The organism is Candidatus Acidiferrales bacterium (assembly GCA_035934015.1).
In the GTDB taxonomy this organism is placed as follows: domain Bacteria; phylum Acidobacteriota; class Terriglobia; order Acidiferrales; family UBA7541; genus DAHUXN01.
On sequence record DASYYH010000011.1, the window covers coordinates 130,167 to 152,329 of the forward strand.

The 22,163-nt window shown below is 59.0% G+C and carries 23 protein-coding genes; 3 read left to right on the forward strand and 20 right to left on the reverse strand.

The window, feature by feature from the left end; genetic code table 11:
- Positions 1–126 precede the first annotated feature (126 nt).
- Positions 127–642 (forward strand): DinB family protein, encoded by a 516-nt coding sequence (locus tag VGR81_05615; protein ID HEV2288415.1) that lies wholly within the window; start codon positions 127–129, stop codon positions 640–642.
- 119 nt (positions 643–761) lie between these two features.
- On the opposite strand, the gene VGR81_05620 is transcribed toward VGR81_05615, so the two are convergent.
- The 10 genes from VGR81_05620 to VGR81_05665 form a co-directional block, all read right to left on the reverse strand.
- On the reverse strand, positions 762–992 hold the full coding sequence (locus VGR81_05620; GenBank protein ID HEV2288416.1) for a hypothetical protein: 231 nt from the start codon (positions 990–992) through the stop codon (positions 762–764).
- Between the two features lie 209 nt (positions 993–1,201).
- Entirely contained in the window at positions 1,202–1,522 is a 321-nt protein-coding gene (locus VGR81_05625) for a DUF5818 domain-containing protein (GenBank protein ID HEV2288417.1), read from the reverse strand.
- 73 nt (positions 1,523–1,595) lie between these two features.
- Positions 1,596–2,045, reverse strand: coding sequence for a carbon monoxide dehydrogenase subunit G (locus VGR81_05630; GenBank protein HEV2288418.1), 450 nt, complete (start codon positions 2,043–2,045; stop codon positions 1,596–1,598).
- The gene (locus VGR81_05635) at positions 2,042–2,956 is read right to left on the reverse strand and encodes a xanthine dehydrogenase family protein subunit M (protein ID HEV2288419.1); all 915 of its coding nucleotides are present in this window, start codon (positions 2,954–2,956) and stop codon (positions 2,042–2,044) included. The genes VGR81_05630 and VGR81_05635 overlap by 4 nt, the downstream gene beginning before the upstream one ends.
- A complete protein-coding gene (locus tag VGR81_05640; GenBank protein ID HEV2288420.1) occupies positions 2,953–5,313 on the reverse strand; it encodes a xanthine dehydrogenase family protein molybdopterin-binding subunit in 2,361 nt (786 codons plus the stop codon). The genes VGR81_05635 and VGR81_05640 overlap by 4 nt, the downstream gene beginning before the upstream one ends.
- Before the next feature lie 32 nt (positions 5,314–5,345).
- A complete protein-coding gene (locus VGR81_05645) occupies positions 5,346–5,852 on the reverse strand; it encodes a (2Fe-2S)-binding protein (protein ID HEV2288421.1) in 507 nt (168 codons plus the stop codon).
- Between the two features lie 223 nt (positions 5,853–6,075).
- Positions 6,076–7,368 carry a hemolysin family protein gene (locus VGR81_05650; protein ID HEV2288422.1) on the reverse strand — a complete coding sequence of 431 codons (1,293 nt, stop codon included), beginning with the start codon at positions 7,366–7,368 and terminating at the stop codon, positions 6,076–6,078.
- A 2-nt stretch (positions 7,369–7,370) separates the two neighbouring features.
- Positions 7,371–7,820: an rRNA maturation RNase YbeY gene (gene ybeY / locus VGR81_05655; GenBank protein ID HEV2288423.1), complete on the reverse strand. Its 450-nt coding sequence runs from the start codon at positions 7,818–7,820 to the stop codon at positions 7,371–7,373.
- Positions 7,821–7,830: 10 nt separating this feature from the next.
- Positions 7,831–8,823, reverse strand: a complete 993-nt coding sequence (locus tag VGR81_05660) for a PhoH family protein (protein ID HEV2288424.1) — start codon at positions 8,821–8,823, stop codon at positions 7,831–7,833.
- A 175-nt stretch (positions 8,824–8,998) separates the two neighbouring features.
- Positions 8,999–11,536: an ABC transporter permease gene (locus tag VGR81_05665; protein HEV2288425.1), complete on the reverse strand. Its 2,538-nt coding sequence runs from the start codon at positions 11,534–11,536 to the stop codon at positions 8,999–9,001.
- A 166-nt stretch (positions 11,537–11,702) separates the two neighbouring features.
- Here VGR81_05665 and rpsT point away from each other — a divergent pair, with 166 nt between their 5' ends.
- Positions 11,703–12,008 (forward strand): 30S ribosomal protein S20, encoded by a 306-nt coding sequence (gene rpsT, locus VGR81_05670; protein HEV2288426.1) that lies wholly within the window; start codon positions 11,703–11,705, stop codon positions 12,006–12,008.
- Here rpsT and holA read toward each other — a convergent pair.
- The 8 genes from holA to tsaB form a co-directional block, all read right to left on the reverse strand.
- Complete coding sequence (holA, locus tag VGR81_05675) at positions 12,005–13,033, reverse strand: DNA polymerase III subunit delta (GenBank protein ID HEV2288427.1); 1,029 nt, start codon at positions 13,031–13,033, stop codon at positions 12,005–12,007. The two genes, rpsT and holA, sit on opposite strands and share 4 nt — an antisense overlap.
- Positions 13,033–13,551: an LptE family protein gene (locus tag VGR81_05680; protein HEV2288428.1), complete on the reverse strand. Its 519-nt coding sequence runs from the start codon at positions 13,549–13,551 to the stop codon at positions 13,033–13,035. The genes holA and VGR81_05680 overlap by 1 nt, the downstream gene beginning before the upstream one ends.
- Before the next feature lie 16 nt (positions 13,552–13,567).
- Positions 13,568–14,599, reverse strand: coding sequence for an Asd/ArgC dimerization domain-containing protein (locus VGR81_05685; GenBank protein ID HEV2288429.1), 1,032 nt, complete (start codon positions 14,597–14,599; stop codon positions 13,568–13,570).
- 1 nt (position 14,600) lies between these two features.
- Entirely contained in the window at positions 14,601–15,428 is an 828-nt protein-coding gene (gene pssA, locus VGR81_05690; GenBank protein ID HEV2288430.1) for a CDP-diacylglycerol--serine O-phosphatidyltransferase, read from the reverse strand.
- Entirely contained in the window at positions 15,410–16,027 is a 618-nt protein-coding gene (locus VGR81_05695; GenBank protein ID HEV2288431.1) for a phosphatidylserine decarboxylase family protein, read from the reverse strand. Before VGR81_05695 ends, pssA begins: the two co-directional genes overlap by 19 nt.
- Positions 16,028–16,097: 70 nt before the next feature.
- Positions 16,098–16,334 carry a YdcH family protein gene (locus tag VGR81_05700; GenBank protein HEV2288432.1) on the reverse strand — a complete coding sequence of 79 codons (237 nt, stop codon included), beginning with the start codon at positions 16,332–16,334 and terminating at the stop codon, positions 16,098–16,100.
- A gap of 86 nt (positions 16,335–16,420) precedes the next feature.
- Entirely contained in the window at positions 16,421–16,903 is a 483-nt protein-coding gene (gene rimI / locus VGR81_05705; GenBank protein ID HEV2288433.1) for a ribosomal protein S18-alanine N-acetyltransferase, read from the reverse strand.
- A complete protein-coding gene (tsaB, locus tag VGR81_05710; protein HEV2288434.1) occupies positions 16,903–17,640 on the reverse strand; it encodes a tRNA (adenosine(37)-N6)-threonylcarbamoyltransferase complex dimerization subunit type 1 TsaB in 738 nt (245 codons plus the stop codon). The genes rimI and tsaB overlap by 1 nt, the downstream gene beginning before the upstream one ends.
- Positions 17,641–17,796: 156 nt before the next feature.
- Here tsaB and VGR81_05715 point away from each other — a divergent pair, with 156 nt between their 5' ends.
- On the forward strand, positions 17,797–18,321 hold the full coding sequence (locus tag VGR81_05715; protein HEV2288435.1) for a CarD family transcriptional regulator: 525 nt from the start codon (positions 17,797–17,799) through the stop codon (positions 18,319–18,321).
- Positions 18,322–18,425: 104 nt separating this feature from the next.
- Here VGR81_05715 and VGR81_05720 read toward each other — a convergent pair whose 3' ends face one another.
- Both VGR81_05720 and VGR81_05725 read right to left on the reverse strand, forming a co-directional pair.
- Positions 18,426–20,021, reverse strand: a complete 1,596-nt coding sequence (locus VGR81_05720) for a hydantoinase B/oxoprolinase family protein (GenBank protein ID HEV2288436.1) — start codon at positions 20,019–20,021, stop codon at positions 18,426–18,428.
- The gene (locus VGR81_05725; GenBank protein ID HEV2288437.1) at positions 20,018–22,030 is read right to left on the reverse strand and encodes a hydantoinase/oxoprolinase family protein; all 2,013 of its coding nucleotides are present in this window, start codon (positions 22,028–22,030) and stop codon (positions 20,018–20,020) included. Before VGR81_05725 ends, VGR81_05720 begins: the two co-directional genes overlap by 4 nt.
- Positions 22,031–22,163: the final 133 nt, after the last annotated feature.

The window sequence follows — 22,163 nt, forward strand, 5'->3', positions numbered from 1 at the left end:
GCGAGGGAAGTCAACGCGAGAAGTTGCATCGGAAAAACGCGGTGCGCATCCGATATGAAGTCTGGGCCAGAAGCTGGAAAAGTTTACCCGCATACTTGAGAGACGAATGCTTTCCAGGAGGAAACGATGGCGATACGCGACATGATTTTACCCGAATTTGACCACGAGGTAGCAACGACGCGAAAGGTGCTGGAACGCGTCCCAGAAGGAAAAAACGACTTCAAGCCGCATCCGAAGTCCATGCCGCTCGACCGGCTGGCGGGTCATGTGGCGGAGATCCCCGGCTGGGCCAAAGAGACCGTACTGCAAAATTCCGTGGAGGTGAATCCATCGGGAAATCCGCCGCCGCAAAACATGTCCCTGAAAATGACTTCGCGGAAACAACTGCTGGAAGAATTCGACAAGCGAGCCGCTGCCGGACGCGCGGCGATTGCGGGAGCCAGCGACGAAGAACTGATGAAGCCGTGGTCGCTGATTGCGAATGGAAAGGCGGTTTTCACGCTGCCGAAGAGTGTCGTGCTGCGCGGATTTGTGATGAATCACATGATTCATCATCGCGCACAACTGAGCGTCTACCTGCGATTGAACGATGTGCCGGTACCGTCGATTTATGGGCCGTCGGCGGATGAGCAGGTGTTTTGAAGGCAGTGATGAGTGACAAGTGATGCGTGACGAGAAAAGGCCAAATGCTTCTCGTCACTCGCGGGCGGCCGCTCCCGCAGGATATGGTTAGCGAAAAGGCTCTGCGCGAATTTACTTTGCTACGAAATGCGGGAGCGGCGCTGTTCGCGGCGGCGTTCACTGGCCCAAGCGATGAAGCGGCGCATGCGCGCGCGTTCGCGCCACATGAGACGAAAGAAACGACGCGCGTCAAGTTCGCCGGCTTCCGCGCCAAAGAACGTTTCCATGCGCCATTGGATATAGGGACTTTTCCAAGGCCGCAGACGATAGCCTTTCGAGATCGTCCAGTAGTAACGCACAGCGTTCAGCATGGTCGAGATGCTGGAGATTTCGAGGAGACGCAGGCTCGGACGCGCCGTTTGAGCGTTTGCACAAACGGAATTCTAGCAGAAGAAGTGACATACTGCCCGGAAAGGCCGCCCTACCAGCAGCAGTCCACCGCGACGAGAGGAAAAAAGCAGATCCTCCGCTCGCCGCTTCCAGCGGCTTCGCTCAGGATGAAAACGCGCTGTGCGCGTTTTCACTTTGCGGCGGCGATCGAGGCGACGTCGATCATGTCGCCATTAAGCGTGCCGGTGACTGTGACGTTCTCGCCCGCGAAGGCGCGCGGCTTGGCCTGATCGCTCAGCTTATAAATTTTCCCCTTGGCATCCACGAGGATGAATGCGCTGCCGCCCGCGACGCACTTGAGGGTGCAATCTTTCGCCGTGCCTTCCATCATGTGCGATGCGCCGCACATGCTGTCGCTGATGGCGCCGGTGAAGGTTTGCGGCTTTGGAGCTGCAAAAGCGAGACCGGCGAGAATCACTGCACTGCCTGCGAGTATTCCAGCTTTCTTCATGACACGCTCCTTCATGAATTGAGTTTGACCGCTATTCCTTTTACGCTAATCCGAACGGAATCGGATGGCCGGGCTAGGGTCCGGCGCTCTTCTTCAATTCGGCGGCGGCGGCTTCAAAAAATTGCTGGACGATTTTTTTCGCCGCGACTTCGATCATGCGCTGGCCAACGGAGGCGATGACGCCGCCGACCTGCGCTTCGCCATCATACTTCACTACGGTATGCCCGGCCTTTTCCTGCAGCGCAATGGCGCCCGCGCCTTTCAGGAAGCCGGGAGCGCCGCGGCCCTCGACAAGCATCTGAAACGATTCCGGCGGCTTTTTCTGCGCGAGTTCGACGCTGCCCTGAAAATTTCCGGAGAATGCGGCGATGCCGAATTTCATGGCGACTTTGTACCGATCAGGGCCATCGGCTTCGAGCTTTTGCGCGCCGGGAAGCAATTTGGCGAGGCGCTGCGGGTCCGTGAGAAGCCGCCAGACCGCTTCGCGCGGCGCGGGCAGCGTCACGCTTCCCTGCAACTTCATTTCCGCTTGCCTTTGGCGGGCGCGGGAGACGCGGCGGCGGGAGACTGGGCGCGCTCGATGGCAAGGACGATAGCGCGGCGTGCAAAAACGCCGGCCATTTCGCGACGATACGCGGCGGAAGCGAAAATGTCGGAAAGAGGCTCGACACCCTGGGCGGCCCTGGCGCAGGCATCGGCGATGAGTTTCTCGCTGGCCGCTTTGCCGCGCAGCGCTTTTTCGACAGCCGAGGCGCGATAGGCCTTCGAGCCGACGCCGGTCATGCCGAGCGCGATGTCTTCGATTTTGCCGCCTTTGCCGACGACTACGCGCGCGGCGGCTCCGACGATTGCAAAGCCGGAAGCGGGCTGATGGAATTTGCGATAGGCCGCGCCTTCGCCGGCGCGCTTCACAGGTACGCGAACTTCGGTGAGGATTTCGCCCGGGCGAAGCTGCGTGGAAAGCAAATCAATGAAAAATTCCGCGGCAGGGATGGCGCGCTTGCCGCCGTCGCTGGATTGCGCAACGATTTCGGCGTCGAGAGCGAGAATGGCGGCGGGATAATCGGCGGCAGGATCGGCGTGAGCCAAGCTGCCGCCGAGCGTGCCGCGATTGCGGACTTGCATGTCGCCAATTTCGGAAGCCGTCTCCGGCAACAAAGGGCATTTCTCCCGGAGCAATTCGGAGACAACGACCTGCGCATGCGTGACAAGCGCGCCGATGGCGATTTTGCCGCTCTCTTCGCGAATGTAATCCATGCCGCGCAAGCGGCCAATGTCGATGACATAGCGCGGTGAAGCGAGACGAAGCTTCATCAGCGGAAGAAGACTATGGCCTCCGGCGAGGATTTTGGCTTCGTCGCCGTGCCGGCTGAGGAGGCGCAGAGCTTCGTCGAGAGTCTTTGGCGCTTGATATTCAAATGCGGCGGGAATCATCGCACCCTCCGAGACTGCGCTTTCGCGCTGCCAGCGCTTTTTTGCAGAAGCTGCCAGATTTTTTCGCGCTTGATGGGCAAATCCACGTGGGTGATGCCGAACGGCGCGAGCGCGTCCACGACGGCATTGACGAGCGCGGGCGTTGCGCCGATGGTGCCCGCTTCTCCGACGCCTTTTACGCCCATCGGATTCACGGGAGTCGGCGTGACGGTGCGATCGGTGACCAAACGCGGGAGATCGGCGGCGCGCGGAATGGCGTAATCGGTAAGTTCGCCGGAGATGAGCTGGCCATCCTTGTCGTATACGGCTTCTTCGAAGAGCACCTGTCCGACGGATTGCACGATGCCGCCGTGAATCTGGCCATCCACGAGAAGCGGATTGATGACGTTGCCGCAATCGTCGACGGCGATGTATTTCGTGAGCTTCACTTCGCCTGTGTCGCGATCGATCTCGACGACGCAAACATGCGTGCCGAACGGAAACGTGAAATTCGAAGGCTCGAAGAACGTGGTGGCTTCGAGACCGGGTTCAACACCGGGCGGAAGCGTCTTGGCGACGTAGGCGGCGCCGACGGCTTCGCCGAAGGCGATGGATTTTTGCGGATCGGATTTGGATTGAATTTTGTGGCCAGCGAAAACCAATTTCGCCGGATCGACTTCGAGGATGTGGCCGGCGATTTTGGCCAGCTTGTCGCGCAGTTTTTCGAGCGATTTATATGCAGCCGTGCCGCCGACGGCGGTCGCGCGGCTGCCAAAGGTGCCGATGCCGTAGGGAACCTGGCTCGTATCGCCGTGAACGACGAGAACGTCTTCCGGAGCAACGCCGAGCATGTCCGCGCCAATCTGCGCGAAACTGGTTTCCTGGCCCTGGCCGTGCGGCGAAGAGCCGGTGAGGATTTTCACTTTGCCTGTAGGCTCGATGCGAACCGTGCCGCTTTCCCAGCCGCCGGCGGGCATGGCGCTCGACGGACCCATGGCGCAAATTTCCACGTAGCTGGAGACGCCAATGCCCATGATCTTGCCGGCCTTGCGCGCGGCCCCCTGTTCTTTGCGCAATTTTGCGTAAGCGGATTTTTTCGAAGCGGCTTCGAGGCAGCCCTGATAATTCGCCGTGTCATAAATCAGGCCGGTCGGCGTGGCGTAAGGAAAATCTTTCGGTTTAGGGAAATTCTTGCGGCGAATCTCGAGCGGGTCTTTCTTCAACTCGGCTGCGACGATGTCCATGGCGCGTTCGATGAAATAGGTCGCCTCGGGACGGCCCGCGCCGCGATAGGCATCGGTGGCCATTTTGTTGGTGAGCGCGCCGACAATTTCGATGCGCACGGCAGGAATTTTGTAGGAGCCGCAGAGCATCAGCGCGGTCAGGGTGGGGATCAGCGGCGTGAGCAACTGATAGTAGGCGCCCAGGTCGCCGATGATTTTGTAACGCGCTCCGAGAATCGTGCCATCGCGCTTGACGGCAAGCTCGACGTAGTTGATGAAATCGCGGCCGTGAATCGTGGCCTGGAAATTCTCGCGGCGCGATTCGATCCATTTAACGGGCTTGCCGACTTTCATGGCCGCGTAAGCGCAAAGAGCCTCTTCGGCGTAGACGTTGAGCTTGCTGCCGAAACCACCGCCGACTTCTGGCGTGATCAAATGGATGGAAGTCTCCGAAAAGCCGAGCATCACGCCGACTTGCGTGCGGACGAGATGAGGGATTTGCGTGGAAGTCCAAATTGTGAGCTTCGGCTCGCCGGGATCGAAATTGGCGACCACGCCGCGCGGCTCCATGGCCATGGGAATCAGGCGCTGATTGACCATGCGCTGTTTGATGACTTTGTCGGCTTTCTTGAATGCGCCAGCGACGTCGCCGCCTTCGAGCTCCCAACGATAGGCGACGTTATCGTCGAAGTTGTCGTAGAGCTTGGGGGAGCCTTTGGCGATGGCTTTTTCGGGATCGACGACGGCGGGCAGAGGATCGTAATCCACTTCGACGAGATCGGCGGCGTCACGCGCGGCATATTTTTCAGAAGCGACGACAACGGCAACCGGCTCGCCGACGAAGCGAACTTTATCGGTGGCGAGGACGGTGCGCATGGCGGGTTTCATGTCCGGAATTTGCGCGGCACACGGAACCGGGCCAATCACACCGCGAACATCTTCGCCGGTGAAAACGGCCACGACGCCGGGGGCGGCTTTCGCTTTCGAGGCGTTCACGGAACGAATTCGCGCGTGGGCATAAGGACTACGCACGACGACCATGTGGCACATGCCCGCCAGTTGAATGTCGTCCACATAATGCGCGAGGCCCTGAATGAGACGCGGGTCCTCTTTGCGCTTCATCGGCCTACCGACGTATTTGTTTGCGGTTGCCATATCTCCTCCGCGAGGCGCGGCGCCAGAAATTTCTAGTGGCCGTTGGCGGCCATTTTTTTGGCTGCGTATTGAATCGCGTCCACAATGTGCTGATAGCCCGTGCAGCGGCACAGATTGCCGGAAATTGCGGTGCGAATTTCGGTTTCACTGGGATCGGGATTTTCGTTCAAAAGCGCGGTTGCGGTCAGAATCATGCCGGGCGTGCAATAGCCGCATTGCAGGCCGTGCTTCTCCCAAAAACCTTCCTGCACGGGATGAAGCGAAGCGCCATTCCCGGAGCCATGAGAATTGCACGTCGCAGCGAGGCCTTCGATGGTGGTGATTTCGGCACCGCTGGCCTGCGCGGCGAGCATGGTGCAGGATTTGACCGCTTTGCCATCGAGGAGAACCGTGCATGCACCGCAGAGGCTGGTTTCGCAGCCGATGTGAGTGCCGGTGAGGCCAAGGGTATCGCGGAGGTAATGCACCAGAAGCAAGCGCGGCTCGACCGAGCTTTCGTGCTCTTTGCCATTCACGCGAAGCCGAATCTGAAGTGCCATAGCGCCTCCCCGCGAAAAATTCTGTCCGAGTAAGCTGTTTTAGAGATGGGAGAGGAACGTTACTCCCGAGGAGTGAAAATATCAAGCGCGGGACATTTGCCGATGACTATCGCGACGGCAAAATGAGCTTGCTGCTACAGTTTCGGGGAACAGCAGATTCCTCGCTCTGCCTGTCGGCGACAGGCAGGCTCGGAATGACAACAATCCTCTTCCAACGAAATGATTAAGCCGTATATCCGGCTGCGGCGCGCCCCTCGGCCTGGCGGCGGGCGCGGAGGCGGAGGACCTTTCGCTGATTGGCTTCGAGAACTTCGAACTGCAACCCATCGAAGGCGATTTTTTCTCCTGCCACGGGCACATGGCCAGCGATGTGGTTGAGCAGGCCGGAAAGTGTGGCGGCGCTCGATTCCGGCTCGTCTTCGTGGACTTCGACGCCGAATAAATCCTTCAGCTTTTCAACCGAGACGCTGCCGCGCAGAACCATGCTGCCGTCTTTTTCGCGGACGACATCGGGAGCCAGATGGCGATCCTCTTCGCCGATTTCGCCGACGATTTCCTCGACGAGGTCCTCGGCGGTGACAATGCCGGCCACGGAGCCGTATTCGTCAATCACAATGGCCATTTGCTGATTCTTGCGCTGCATCTCCTTGAGAAGACTCGAACCCATTTTCGCTTCGGGCACGAACAGCGCCGGGCGGACGATCTCGCGGACCGTCCGGCGGGCGGCTTCACTTTCGCGAATCTGCAAAATATCGCGCGCGATGACGATGCCGATGATTTCGTCCAGAGCGTTTTCATAAACCGGCAAGCGCGAGAATTTCGTTTCCACGGCGAGGCGGCGCAATTGCTCAATCGTGGCGCTGGCGGCGATGGCGACGACATCGGGGCGAGGAGTCATGACCTCGCGGACGCGCTTATCGCTGAACTCGACGACCTGCTCGATGAGCCGCGCTTCGTCATGCTCGAGAATTCCCTCTTCGGTCGCGGCTTCGACGATGGCTTCGATGGCCTGCTGATCATCCGGAGGAGCACCCTCTTCGGCTTCGTCGGAAATATGGAGCAGCGAGATCGTGAATTCCAGAAAAGCCTGAACCGGCCAGATGATCCACGCCAGTCCGCGGACGAGCGGAAGAATCGGAATCAGCCAGCGGCCGCTGGTGCGCGCCAGGAACAGAGCGGGAAGAAACTGCATCCCGACAATGACTTCGAGGCCCAGGAAAAAAATCATCTCCGCAACGATTTGCCAAGTTTGGCCGGCGAACAGAATCACCGCGCGCGCCGTGAGTACCGAGACGATGACGAGTCCAAGGCGCGTGAGCAGGCTGAATGTGCCGCCGGCGCGAGCGCGCGAGAGATGCATGCGCGGCTCGATTTCGGCGACGAAAATATCGAGATTGGCGTGCGCAGGACCGGCGACCACGCGGCCAAGCTGGCGGTAAATGCGATCGAGATAGGCAAGGATGGCCAAGCCCGCAGCGAGAACCAAGATGCCGGCCGTATAGATGAGCACGCCCATGTTCAGCCAATCCCCAGCCGCGCGCGCAGCTTCATTTCAAGGCGCTCCATTTGGCCGTTGTCGGTTTCATGGTCATAGCCGAGCAAATGCAAAACACCGTGGAGAATCAGCACGCGCAATTCTTCGCTGAGAGTGCGACCCAGTGCGAGTGCGTTTTTTTTCGCGACAGCCGGCGCGATGGCGATATCGCCCAGATATGTGCCGTGCGCTGCGCCATTCGGCGAAGGCGAAGGATTTTTTCCGCGGCTTGCGCCGTTTGCCGGAAACGACAAAACATCGGTCGGCTTTGATTTGTCGCGGTAGGCGCGATTCCAACGAGCCATTTGCGCATCATCCACCAGACAAACCGTGACAGAACCAGCGGGCGCGTGAAGCAACGTCATAACGCGCCCGAGGAAAGTCTCCAGGGGAACGGAGGCGACGCGCACACGTTTCTGGCGATTGATTACCATGGCGCAGAGACTATTCAGCCGAGCCGGACTGGCCCGCCTCACGAGCGTGATGATTCGCAGCCGAACGCGGCGACGCGGCGCCACCGGCATATTCGTCATAGGCCTTAATGATGCGCTGCACCAGGCTATGGCGAACGACGTCGCGCTCATCGAAATGAACCATCGCGATGCCTTCGATCTTTCCGACAACTTCGATGGCTTCGATCAGGCCGGAACGGCGGCCGTTGGGCAAGTCGATTTGCGTAATGTCGCCGGTAATCACGGCCTTGGAATTGAAGCCGAGGCGCGTCAGAAACATTTTCATTTGCTCGCTCGTGGTGTTCTGGGCCTCGTCGAGGATGACGAAAGAATCGTTGAGCGTGCGGCCGCGCATGAAGGCCAGCGGAGCAACTTCGATGATGTCCTTTTCGAGAAAGCGGCCGAGCTTGTCGGCCTCAAGCATGTCGTGAAGTGCGTCATAGAGCGGACGCATGTAAGGGTCGACCTTTTCCTGGAGCGTGCCGGGCAAAAAGCCGAGGCGTTCGCCGGCTTCGACGGCGGGACGGACGAGAATGATGCGATTGACCTGCTTCGTGAGCAGCGCGGAAACCGCCATGGCGACGGCCAAATAAGTTTTGCCTGTTCCGCCGGGACCGATGGCGAAAACCATGTCGAATTTTTCGAGCGCCTCCATATAACGGCGCTGGTTGGAGGTCTTCGCGGTAATCGGTTTCTTGCCGAACGTGCGCGGGTGGGCGTGTTCCACGGCGCCTCGCATTGAGAAATCGGGCTCTTCGTTGGCCATGTGCAACATCGCCTTCACCTGACCGCTCTCGATCTTCTTCCCTTCACGGATGAGCTGATTGTAATCGTTCAAAAATTTCGCTGCGCGATGCACTTCGGCGGAATTACCCTCGATTTCAATATTGTCGTCATGGAGCTGTGTGGTTACGTGCAGAGTGGATTCGAGGAGCTTGAGATTTTCGTCGTAGGCGCCGAAGAGTTCGGCGATGCCACCCGACATCCGGACGCTTTGTCTCATCAAGGTAGGTGCGAAAACCCTCACGCTGGCAAACCCAAAGCCAACGCATATACGTTAGCGCATGGGGGAGAAGAGGTCAATATGCATGACGATAAGCAATTCAATATCAATAAGATAACCGCTACGGCCCCGCTCAATTCCCACGCAGGCAGAGTCGCTATTGCTGGCGCAATGCGGTATTGGGGTCGACGCTCGCGGCGCGCCAAGCGGGCATCCAAGATGCAATGCCGGCAATCAGGAAAAATAGAACCACCATGGCAACGAAAGTAACCGGGTCGGTGGGCTTCACGCCGATCAGCATCGAGGTCATCAGACGCGTGAGTGCCGCGGCGGCAAACAAGCCCGCCGCAATGCCGACAGCCGTCAACTGAAGGCCTTGCCCGACGACCAATTTGAAAATTCTCGACGGCTGCGCGCCGAGGGCCATGCGCACGCCGATTTCCGCCGTGCGCTGGCGCACGACGGTCGAGAGCACACCATAAAGGCCCACGCCCGCGAGCAGAGCTGCGATTATCGCGAAGACTCCGATGAGCAGCAGAGAAAAACGCGTGCTCGCTTGCGCCTTTTCCACTACCGCGGTCATGGGCAGCATCTGGTTGACGAGCAACTGCGAGTTGATGGCCTTGATCGCCGCGCGCACCTGGCCCGCGAATCTCTCGACATTGCCATTCGAGCGAATCGCCCATTCGCCGACGGCCCCTGAACCGACGAATGAATCCGTAAAGTAGACCTGCTCGCGACCGGGAACACTGAGCGACTCATCGCGCGTGTGTCCGACAACACCAATGACCTCGACGGGTTCCGCTTCCGGCGTGCGAACGCGAATCAGAATCTGCTTGCCGACAGCCGAGCCATCGGGGAAAGCCTTCTTCGCCAGTTCTTCATCGATGACTACAACTTTGCGGCCGGGAATGACTGCGCCCGGCGCCGGATTGCGCAGCGCCCCGTTGGGAAGCGGTGTATTGTCGGCATCCGTGAACGTACGGCCCGCGAGAAGCGGAATGTGCATCGCTTCGAAGTAGCCCGGAAGAACAAACTGAAAATCCGTGGCCTGAAATTTGCTGGCATCAGCGCCTGCATCGAGATTGCCCCACCGGATGGGAGAAAATAATCCGTCCAAAGGAAATGGAGAGGAAGCAGTCACGCTCTCGACGCCAGGAATCGCCTGCAGGCGTTGCTGGATTTCTCTGACTGCGGCGGCGCGGGAATCGGGCGTGTTCCCCCCGAGGTTCCCCAGCAGCGTGAACGTGAGCATGCCATGGGCGTCGTAGCCGGGATTGATATTCTGGAGATCGCGGAAGCTGCGAATCATCAAACCGGAGCCAACGAGCAGCACAAATGAAAGCGCGACTTCGGCGACGACGACGAGCTTGCGCAGAAGACCTCCGCTCGTGAGGCCTTCGTTGCGGCTGCTGCCGCCCAGCAGCGTGATTATATTCGGCCGCGAAGCGCGCCATGCCGAGATCATGCCGAAAATGGCTGCGGCCACCAGCGCGGCGAGGACGGTAAAGCCGAGCACAGGCGCATCGATGCGAATCGTATCCACACGAGGCAGATTCGCCGGAGCGAGCGCAAGCAATTCCTGAATCCCCGCCCAGGCAAGGACAAGTCCTCCCAAAGCGCCCAGCGCCGCGAGCAAAAAAGCCTCGGTCAGCATCTGGCGCGAGAGATGCCAGCGCGTTGCGCCCATAGCCGAACGTACGGCGAGTTCGCGCTCCCTCAATGAAGCGCGCACGAGCAGCAAATTAGCGACATTGGCGCACGCGATGAGCAGCAGGAAAATCACCGCGCCCATGAGCGCCAGAATCGTTGGACGAACTTCGGAGACAAGATGCGCGCGCATGGGTTCCACGCGGATGGCATACCCTGCTGTACGCTCAATCAGGAAATTTTTGCGCGCTTCGGCAGCCACATTGTCCGCGGCGATTTGCGCTGCGGCGAGAGACACGCCATCTTTCAGCCGACCGACCGCGTGAATCGAGACCGAATTGCGATTGGCGTTACCGTAGTTCAAGCGATTGGCGACCCAGATTTGAGGGTCGGTTTCCGTCTCGGCCTCCGGCGGAAAATACAAACGGAAATGAGGAGCGAGGACTCCGACAATCACGGGCGCGAACTGGCCGGGCGTATGAATGATGGTTCCGATGATTGCGGGATTACCGCCGTAGCGCTGCTGAAAATATTCATAGCTGAGGATGACCATCGCGGGCAGACGAGGCGGAGGAGTACCCGCCGGCGCCGCGCCCGGAGCGGGCGGCGGAGGCTGCGGGAGGCCATCCTGCGGCGTGAAATCGCGGCCCTGGACAATCCTCGCGCCCATCAGATCAAAGAAATTTGTAGTGACTATCGCGGTGCGAACCTGCTGTGGCGTGCCGTCCTCTTGCGGCAGAGTGAGGTTAAAGGTAAAAACTCCGCCCATATCCTGAAAGACATTTTTCGTGCCATCGCGCAGATCAATGTAGTCCTCGTTGGAAAACGGGAAGTCGCGGACGTGGCGAACGGTCATGTCGCTGCATGCGACGACAAGCTGATCGGGATTCTTATACGGCAGCGGCTTCAAGATCACGGCATTCATCACGCTGAAGATTGCTGTGCTCGCGCCGACGCCCAGGGCAATCGTCAGGGCGGCGGTGAGCGTGAAGATGGGACTCTTGCGAAGGATACGGCCCGCGTATTTCAGGTCTTGCAAGACCATGCTCGCCCCCCAGGCAGCACTGCGTCAACGGATTAGATTCGCCCCCGGCCTGGTCCGTTTCGACTTGATTGGAAATGATTCCTGTGCGGTTGGATTCCCGAAATTGACAAAGGTGAGCACGTCCGTTACTCTTGATAATTCGATTTTATCTTTGGAGGAACGCTGAATGCCGCAGGGCACGCCAGTCAAGCAAAAGAAGAGGTCCAAGTCAGTATTCAAAAATATGCGGCAGACGGAGCATCGCACGATCGTGAATCGCGCGAACCGCACGCGCGTGCGCACGGCGATTCGCCAGTTTCGCGCGTCGCTGGCGTCTGGAGACGCAGCGAAGACGGAAAAGCTCGTCCCGCAGACGTTTTCGGAGCTGGATCGCGCGGTGAAGAATCACTCCCTGCCGCGCAATACGGCGAACCGGCACAAATCGCGGCTGACCCTCGCGTTGAACCGTTTGCGCCAGCAGAAGAAATCCTAGGCGGCAGCTCCGGCGCGCGTGGTGGTCAGCCGGGCGATCAGGAATTCGAGCATGGCGCGCGGATTCGGCCCGCCAGATTTCAAGGCGCTGTCCGCTTCGGCAAGAGCGACGATTCCTGCCAGTAATTGTTCCCTGGGAATTTTGCGGCATTGCGCTAGCGCGATAGCTGCAGTGTCCGGATGCATGCCCAACTCTCGCGCGGCTTGAAATTGATTCGTTCCGGCCGGGATTTCGCGCGCTTCGATCAGCTTGCGGTACATCCACGCCAGAGCGCCGACGATTCCGGCGGGCTGCTCGCCTTCGCGCAATAATGCATCGAGGAATTCCATGGCCGCGCGGCGATCGCGCGCGGCAAAGACTTCCGCCAGTTTCCACACGGTAAATTTTCTCGCAGAAACGACCAGCGCATCCACGTCGGCGATTTCGATCTTGCGTCCCAGCGCATAGAGCGAAAGCTTTTCGAGCTCGACACGAATTTTCGCCGGTTCTCCGTTGACCGCGACGGCGAGTTCCGCAGCGGCGCGTGGATCAATTTGCGCGGCCAGTTCACGCGCCATATCCATCGTCAGCGTGGCGAGGTCCTGATCCGCAACGGACAAATCGACGACAAGCGCATGTTCGGAGAGAATTTTGTAGAATTTGCGCCTGCGGTCGAGCTGGCCTTCGAAAATGACAATTGAAAATGGCGCGGGATTTTTCAAGTAGGCTTCCATCTCGCCGATAATCATCTCGACGGTTTTGTCGTCGCCCTGTTCGAGGTCTTCCGCATTTTCGAGAATCACAATCTGATGCGGGGAAAGCATCGGGACGGTCTGCGCGCGGTCGAGCATTTCGCGCCAGCCGCCGCCTCTTGCAGGAATTTTCGCCACGGCCCAATCGCGCGCCGCCTGCGGAACGAATGCCTCGATGAAAGCGGTGCGGCAGCGGTCGCGGAGATACGGATCCGCGCCCATCAGTGCGACAGCCGGAATCGCTTTGCCCTTCGCGATTCGCTGCAGCAGATTTTCGAGCGTCGCTTGCGGCATCAGAAACCCTCGAGCAATGCGGAAACCAAATCCGAAGCGAATTTGCGCGACATGCGCTCAAACGCCGGGTCCTCTTCCTGAAAAAGCGCATTCACGTCGTTGGAGACCTGATATTCGTCGCGGAATATGAAATTATTGTTGCGATAGATGCTTTTTTTCGCCGATTCATCCACGAGATTCACTTTCAGCTTCAATGTCACCAAAAATGTCGTGACGTGGCCGGAAGATGCGTCAAAAAGCAGAGGCACAACTTCGATATCCGTGATGTCGCCGCGGAGCACGGCATTCGCGCCAGCAGGGCTGGGAACCACGCGATATTTCGTGCGCACCAGCAGCTCGTGAATCACAGCATTGGTGACGCGCTGCTCGATGCGGTAGGCAGGCGTCTGATTCGTGAATATGGGAACGGCCAGTGTCTGCCACTCGGCCGGCAACTGGCCGCCGCGGCCAATGACATGATATCCGCATCCGCTGGCCACAAAAAAAATACACGGAACGACAGCAGCGAGCAATCTCACGCGCCAACTTCCGAATTCAAATCTTCGGCGCAAGAAGTTCCTCGGCGATACGCACGGCATTCACGACTGCGAGACGCAGGTTGTCCGCAACGCCCCAAAGCCAGATTCCCGCCGGCACGTTTGCATCGCGCTCGACACGCGCCAGTTGAATCCTCTCTTCGCCGGCGACGCTAACGTTTGTTGGGCTCGGGTCATTTTTTGCGGCGAGATGAATTCCCACTCCCACGAGCGCTTTCTCGATTTTCGCCGCGTCCAACGGAGCGGCAAACTCCGCATAGGCTGAAAACGCGTAGCCATAAAAAACAGGCGCTTGAATCAGTTGCACGGCGGGAATCAAAGCACGCCCGCTCAGATATGCGGCGATGCGTTTGGCAATCTCGGAGCGCATTTCTACGAGGCTCGGGCGGCTGGCTTCGCCATATCCGGCGAGCAAGTTGAAGGCAATCTGAGTATCGAATACGCTCTGCGAAAATGGATGCAGCATCAGCAAGTCGGCGGTTTGCTTTTCAAGCTCGTCCACGCCGCGCTGGTCGCGTTCCGAGACCGGCGGAAAAAAAACGATCGCCAGCCGCGAGGGCTTGGAATCCTGAAGAGCGGCGGCGAGCGCACAGGCGATGAGCACAGCCGGCGGCGGTGAAGAATAGATTTTTTGAGGCGCGGGCCTGCCTCCTTTCGGCTCCGGCGGAGGCAGGAGCGTCTCCATTTCCGGAATCCACGCAGCGGCGCCGGCGACGCTTTCGAGCGCACCGGTCAAATCGATTATGGAAGCACCCGAATCGTGAGCCAGCTTCCAATTGGCGCGCGCTTCCTCGCCGGTTCCAGCGAAAAAAACGATATCGGCGCCGGCGAAGCTGTCCGGCTCCATGGGCTTGACGAATGTAACTTCGCCGGCAGCCTCGGCAAGCGTCCCCGGAGGCAGCGAAGTATCGAGCAAAGAAATATCAGCGCCGGGAAAATCGCGCTCCTCGACAACCAGCTTCAGTTCTTTGCCGCGCAGCGAAGACGCTCCGACGATGGCGATTCGAAGAGGGCGATTTTCGGCGGGCATGTCAGGCGGCTTGAGCAGATGAAGAACGAAGGCGCAGCTTGCGAAGGATCTCGATGACAATTCCATGAAGGACATAAACCGTGGCTATGGTCAGGAGGGTCACTTCGGAATAACGGAAGATGGCGGCGACGATCAAGGCCATGCCGACAACGGCCAGCGACGTCCGGCGGCGGCCCCAATTGACGCCCTTGAAATTGTAGTAGCGCACCTTGCTGGCCATCAAAAATGCCAGCATCAACACGAGAAGAGCCCAGACCAGCGACTTGCGCCAGTCTTCGATGGGATTCCACATGGCATGGACAACAGCAGCGATCGCGCCGGCCGCAGCGGGAGTGGGCAGGCCCACGAAGTATTTCGAACCGCCGGCCATGCCAATATTGAAGCGCGCCAATCGCCAGCCGCAGAAGACCAAAAACGCGAAACAGGCCAGCCATCCCAATTGCACGATGTGCGGCGCGATGACGGAATTGCCGGTCACAACTCCCTTTACGCCCCAGCCAAATGCCAAAAACGCCGGCGCGACGCCGAAGCTGACGACATCGGCAATGGAATCGAACTGTTTTCCGAACTCTGAATTCGTGCCCGTGGCGCGCGCGATGCGACCGTCGAGGGCATCGAAGACAATTGCGGCGCCGATGGCGCGCGCAGCGTTGTCCATGTCGTTCGCGCCGCCGCCGAGAGTCTCGAGAACAGCGTAAAAACCGCAAAGCAGGTTCAGTACGGTGAAAAAACTGGGCAAGACATATACGCCGCGGCGCAATTTGTGGTTGCGCGCAGTTCGCGGTTCTGTCATCTCAAAGTCCATCGAGTTCATTTCGATGAGCGCCATCGCGCCAGCTGCGTCGCGCCGCCTGCCACATGCTGACCGCACTGAACCAGAATTTCGCCATCTGCCGGAAGCCAGATATCCACGCGCGAACCGAAGCGAATCATGCCCACGCGCTCGCCAATCTTTACCTCATCGCCGGCCTTTTTCCAAACGACAATCCGGCGCGCTACCCATCCGGCGATTTGCTTAAAGTGCATCTCTCCGCCCGGCGTTTCGATAGCGATCAGATTCTGTTCGTTCTCGGCGGACGCCTTCCCTTTCCAAGCAGCCATAAAACGGCCATGAGTATATTCCATGCGGGCGATTTTTCCGCCAACCGGCGCGCGATTCACGTGCACGTCAAAAACCGAAAGAAAAATGCTGACGCGCTTGCCCGATTTTCCGCTATGCGGCTCATCGACAATTTCCATGACGCGACCGTCGGCGGGCGAAACCACCGCATCGGAATCGGCGGAGATTTGCCTCTCGGGGTCACGGAAAAAGTACAACACAAAAAGGCCGAGCGCGACCAATATTCCTGCCCACCACCAGTGGAGCGCCAGGAGCGCAATACCCAAAATCAGCGGCGGGAACGCAAACTTGTATCCTTCCCTGACCATGCTCGGCCGTCCGCACCTCGCCCGGACGCACTGGCATTGTACGCTAGAACTGGCCCGGCGCGGCGAAACTCTACCGCGCGGGGATTTCTTTGCGGCGTCGCGCGATCAGTTGTTGCATCTGGTCTTTGAGCCGGAGCTTATGTTTTTTCAACTGGGCTTCGAGAAGGATATCTTCGGAACTTAGGTAAGTCTGGCGGGTCAGTTGCGTGAGTTGCTGTTCGTACTGCGAATGAGCCTGGGCTAACTTGCGAAACTCTTCGTCGGTTGACATCAGGTCCCCCGGAACATCCTGAGCCAAATCGGCCATCGGTTCCCTCCTGATTTGAGTTTGCGTTCACATGCGCAGAAGCTACCACTTTTCCGAACCGCCGCCAAGTGTTTGCTGCGAGAAAGTCATGAGCGGCTAACCCACGCGGCGAGCAGGATGGCATCGTCCGGCGGATTAAAATAGTAATTTGGCCGCATGCCTATGGCATGAAAGCCATGCGCTTTGTAAAATTCCGCGGCGCTGTGGTTTTTTTGGCGCACTTCGAGATATGCGCGAGACGCACCGTTCTGTCCAGCCCAGGTGATCGCGGCATTCAATAGGCTCTCGCCGAAGCCGCGGCGGCGCATGTTAGGGGCGACAGCAAGATTCAGAATTTCGACCTCGCCGGCGATTAACCGCACGACAAGAAATCCAGCAACCTGATCCTCCACCAGAGCCACCCAACCGCGAAAACCGGCGCGTTCGAGCGATTCGTAGTCTTTTTTTGGCCACTGCGCGGCTTCGATGCTCTGAGTCTGAATTGTCAATACGGAATCCGCATCGGAGGATTGCATCTCGCGAATGGTAATCGCCAAAGCAGCAGGAACTTTGCTTGCCGGGATATTCATCAGCCTTTCCATGCCAGTTCCGCGTCAGAACGCTGGATGTAATTCGCGTCCAAGCGCAGAGCGTCGGTAAACTCACCGCGCGAGGCATACTGGAAAGCTAGTTCACCGAGAATCGGAGCCAAGACCGGGGAAGCCTTCAGTACGCCATGGCCAACTGCAGCGGAGAAAAACTTCGAGCGCACAAGAGCGCTTTGAATGACCTCCGGTTCCGGCGAGATGAACTGAACGCGGCGATTTTTGGCGTGGTCGGCAATGTAAGCGAGGAACTCTTCCGCTGAGCACGCTTGCCCTCGATCCACTGCTTTTAGCTCACTCCCACGGCAATTGTAGAGCGCGCCGCAAACTTGTCCGCGAGTCGCCCTTACGACCGGTGCGACAAGCAATTCATCGTCATTCTGGCCATTTTCTTTCCAATGACCGCATCGCGAAGCCTGCGCGGCCACGGCTTCAAGGCCGTTCAGAGGAACAACCGGCTTGGCATAGACTTCCGCCCATGCCTTTACCGCGGTCAACCCGACGCGCAGTCCCGTGAACGATCCAGGACCGGCAGCAACGGCAAAGACATCGAATTGCTCCATTTTGAGCTGAAGTTCCGCGAGGAGAAAATCCACATGGCGGAAAAGACGCGTGGAGTGGCCTTCGCTGACATTGCTGGAAACAAGCCCTAACAGCGCCCCGTCGCGAAGGACAGCAAGACTGCCGGTTGCGGTAGCCGTATCAACCGCGAGCAAAAGCATAAATGATAAGTATACTCCGACTTGTCCCAAATCGCGCCTGCAAAAACAGGCCCAAATTGCAAGGAAAAATTGAGGTTTTTTATGCAGAAAATCTTGACCTTCCCTTGACGCAAGCCTACTATTTTTAATGCAGGTACTGGGGAGGGTACATTCGGTATGGACTTCAAATTGGGCGAAAAAGTTGTCTATCCGAACCACGGTGTGGGGGTTATCGAACAAATCAGTTACGGTTACCTGGACGGCCGCTCGGAACGCTACTACATGCTCAAGATCGTATCGAGTGGATTGAAAGTAATGGTCCCGCAAGCCAATATTGCCAACGTCGGCCTGCGCCCTGTTATCCGGTCGAATGAGGCCGGTGACGTGATGAGTTACCTCGAAAAGGGCCGCTCCGCTTCGCATCACGACTGGAAGCATCGCTTCAAGGAGAATTCCGAGCGCATGCGGACAGGGTCGCTGATGGAAGTCGCGGCGGTTCTGAAGGGCCTGGTTTCCCTGAGCCGCACCAAGCCGCTCTCTTTCCGCGAAAAGAAAATGCTGGAACGCGCCAAGCACTTGCTGGTCACAGAACTGGCCACGGTGCGCAATACCAGCGAGCAAGCGATGGAGACGAACCTGGTTCGCGCTCTCGCGAAAGCTCGTTTGCAGATGCCTGAGGCGCTGGAAAAGCCCGAAAACTAGCGGATTTTTATCCGGCTGCGGAAAGTCAATTTGCAGAAAACTGGCGACTTTTGCTGGCGCTCGCCTTTCTATTGGGTCGCCTGCGTTCGTGCGCAGACTTAGGTTTACTTCTTGCGCTTTCTAACGCCTGATTTTGCCCAACCACCACCACCGGGAGACTCGATTCGCACGATCGCGCCCGCAGGAGCATAGAAACTGCCTTTCGCCGCGACCTTCGTCCGCCGCCCGCCGATAACGACTTCATTCTTGCCCGTCGCGCCGTTAGCACCGCCGGCCAATCCATAAGGCCCGAATCGCCGCCTCTCCGAAAGCATTCCGACTTGCATCGGCACGAGCAGCTCGATTTCGCGCACAATGCCATCGCCGCCGCGATATTTCCCTGCGCCGCCGGAACCGCGCCGAATGCCATAGCGGCGCACACGCACTGGATAGGCATGCTCGAAGACCTCGATCGGCGTGTTCAGCGAATTCGTCATGTGCGTATGAATGCCGCTTTCGCCGTCGCGATCGGGACGCGCGCCCATGCCGCCGGCAATCGTCTCGTAATATGCAAAAGGCTCGCCGTTGTGGCCCGGCCGCGTGTCGCGCCCGCCAAACGTCAGATTGTTCATCGTCCCCTGACTGGCCGCGGGGATGCGATGCGGCAGAGCCTTCGCCATTGCGCGAAGGAGCGTGTCGACGATTCGCTGCGAGGCCTCTACGTTCCCTCCCGCTACGGCGCAGGGAGGCCGCGCGTTAACGATTGTGCCTTCGGGCGCGGTGATTTTGATAGGACGCAGCAAACCTGAAGTCGCAGGCACCTGGTCATCTACGAGGCAGCGAAAGACATAAAACACGGCAGAATCGGCGATGGCCTTCACGGCGTTCACACTGCCGGCGCATTCCGGCGACGAACCGGTAAAATCAACTTCCGCGCGATCGCCGCGAATTCGAATCGCCACGCGAATGGCGATCGGAGCATCCGTCACGCCATCGTTATCGAGGAAATCCTCGCCGCGATAGGTCCCGCCGGGAATTTGCCGCAGCGTGGCGCGCATCATTTTGGCCGAATAGTCGAGCAGATGGCGGCCGTATCTGTTGGTTTCGCGGCGGCCGTATTTTCGCACGATCTCGATCAGCCGCCGCTCACCCACGCGGCATGCCGCGACCTGTGCCGTCAGATCGCCTTCGCGCTCCTGCCTGGTGCGCACGTTTGCGAGAATCAATTCCAGAACGTCGCGGACGATGCGGTCGCTTTCGAAGATCTTCACCGGCGGAATGCGAATACCCTCCTGAAAAATCTCGCGCGAAAGGCTCATCGAACCCGCCTGCGCGCCGCCGACATCGGCATGGTGCGCGCGGTTAGCAACGTAGAACATCGGCTTGCGTTCGCGCGGCAAATAGACAGGCATCACCATGGTCAAGTCCGGCAAATGCGTGCCGCCGGCGTAGGGATCGTTGAGCAGAGCCACATCACCGGGTCGCAATTCCATGGCGCGAATCGCGGCATCCACAGACGCTGGCATCGAGCCCAAATGCACGGGCATGTGATCGCCCATGGCCAGGACTTCGCCTGCGCTGTCGAACACGGCACAGGAATAATCGCGCCGCTCCTTGATGTTTGGCGAAAAGGCAGAGCGGCGCAGCACGCCGCCCATTTCCTCGGCGACGGAATGGAAAAGATTTTTGAAAATTTCCAGGCGCACCGGATCGAAGCTCATGTGCCGCGCTCCATGACCAGGTTTCCGTACGTGTCCGCGCGAACATTCCACCCCGGGAGGACGACCGTCGTCGCGCTGTACTCGGCCACAATCGCCGGGCCGCGCAAGCGATTTCCGGCGCGAAGGCGCGCGCGATCGTAAATTCGCGTTTTCGCGGGCTTGCCGCCGAAGAACACTTCGCTCTCGCCCATGAGCGCGCCGGTCGCGTCCGTACTGTCATTGGGAATTTTTTCGAGGGATGGCTTCGGCGTCAACCCAATGGCTCGCGCGCGGACATTTACAATTTCCACGGGCCGCGCGGCATCGGCATAGCCGTAGCGCTTGTCATGCGCGCGGTGAAATGCGGCAATGAAATCTCCGTCCGCCGGGACGCTCAATTCATACGCCTGGCCGACGTAACGCATGTCCAGAAGCCGCTCGATTTTGATCTTTTGCGCCGGGAAACCTTCGCCGCGCATTTCCTTCACTGCCTGGTTTTCGATCGCCGCGAATTCTTTCCGGAGTGCCCCGCGCGCATCTTGCAGCGATTGGAGCGCAAGCAAAATCGTGCGCGAAAAATCCGTGCTCACGTCAGCGCGAAGAATGCCCAGGGCCGAAAGGCCGCCGGGAAATTTCGGCATCAGAACGCGCGGAATTTCGAGCGTTGCCGCGAGTCCGCAAGCATGCAGGCCGCCCGCTCCGCCAAATGCGACGAGCGTGTAATCGCGCGGATCATAGCCGCGCTCAATGGAGATGACGCGAATGGCTTTCTCCATATTCGTTTCGACAACATCGAGGATTCCCTGCGCAAATTGCTCCGTCGTTCTCATTGTGCCGCGCGCGCGGCCCATCCAGTCGCTGGCGCGCTGCCTATCCAGACGGAATTCACCGCCGAGAAAACCTTCCGGCACGATGCGGCCGAGAATCAGATGCGCGTCCGTGACCGTTGGCCGCGTTCCTCGGCCGTAGCAGATGGGGCCTGGGTCAGCTCCCGCGCTTTCCGGCCCGACGCGCAACGCGCCGCCGCGGTCGAACCGCGCGAGAGACCCACCACCCGCTCCGACGGTATGAATGTCGAGCATGGGAACCGCGACGGGAAGGCCGGCGACTTCCGACTCGTTCGTCATACGCAGCGGACCGTCAATCAACGCGACGTCCGTGGAAGTCCCGCCCATGTCAAAAGTGATGATGCGCGGGAAACCGGCGAGCTCGGCGACGTATTGCGCTCCCAGCGCTCCACCCGCCGGGCCGGAGAGAATTGTGCGCACCGGTTCGCGCGCCGCCGCCGCCGCCGAAATGATCCCGCCGCTCGACTGCATCACGCGCACGCGCGCGCTCGCGCTTCTGCGCTCGCGCTGGCTCATGCGCTGCGCCAGACGATCGATTTCATTCAAGTACGCGCTCATCACCGGCAATAGCGCCGCGTTCTCAACTGTCGTGGCCGTGCGTTCGTATTCGCGAAACTCGGGGAAAATTTCATGCGACGCGGACACTTGAAATCCCACGGCGCGCAATTGCTTTGCGATTTGCTTCTCGTGCGAGGAATTGGCAAAAGAAAAAAGAAGACATACGGCTACGGCTTCGACATTGGATTTCGTGACTGCACGGACCACGCGTTTCAGTTCGGCTCGCGTTGGGCGGAAAAGTGGGCGGCCTTCGGCGCTGATTCGCTCTTTCAAGCCGAAGCGCCTTTCTCGCGGCACGAGCGGTTTGGGACGGACCACGAAAAAATCGTAGAGTCGTGGCCGCGCCTGACGGCCGATTTCCAGCACATCTTCAAATCCTGCCGTCGTGACAAGGGCTACGCGCCCCGCTTTGCCTTGCAATAGCGCGTTCGTCCCCACCGTGGTGCCACAGGTCAATTCAAACGCGCCGTCATCTGCCAAGTCGGATTCGACAGCGATCTTTTCCAGCGCATCCGCGATCGCCCGCGCCGGATTTTCCGGCGTCGAAAGCACTTTCAAGATTCGCAGCTCACCCTCGCGCACGAAGACGCAGTCTGTGAATGTTCCGCCGGTATCGATGGCCACACGCATGAACGCGCGATTGTATAGAATTCGGCGGCATCACGCAAAAGCATCGCGCGGTTGCGCGAATGCACGGCGGCGCAATTTTCGCGTAGTACTAAAGTTCTATCGGCGACTGTTTTGTTTTGGAAACGGC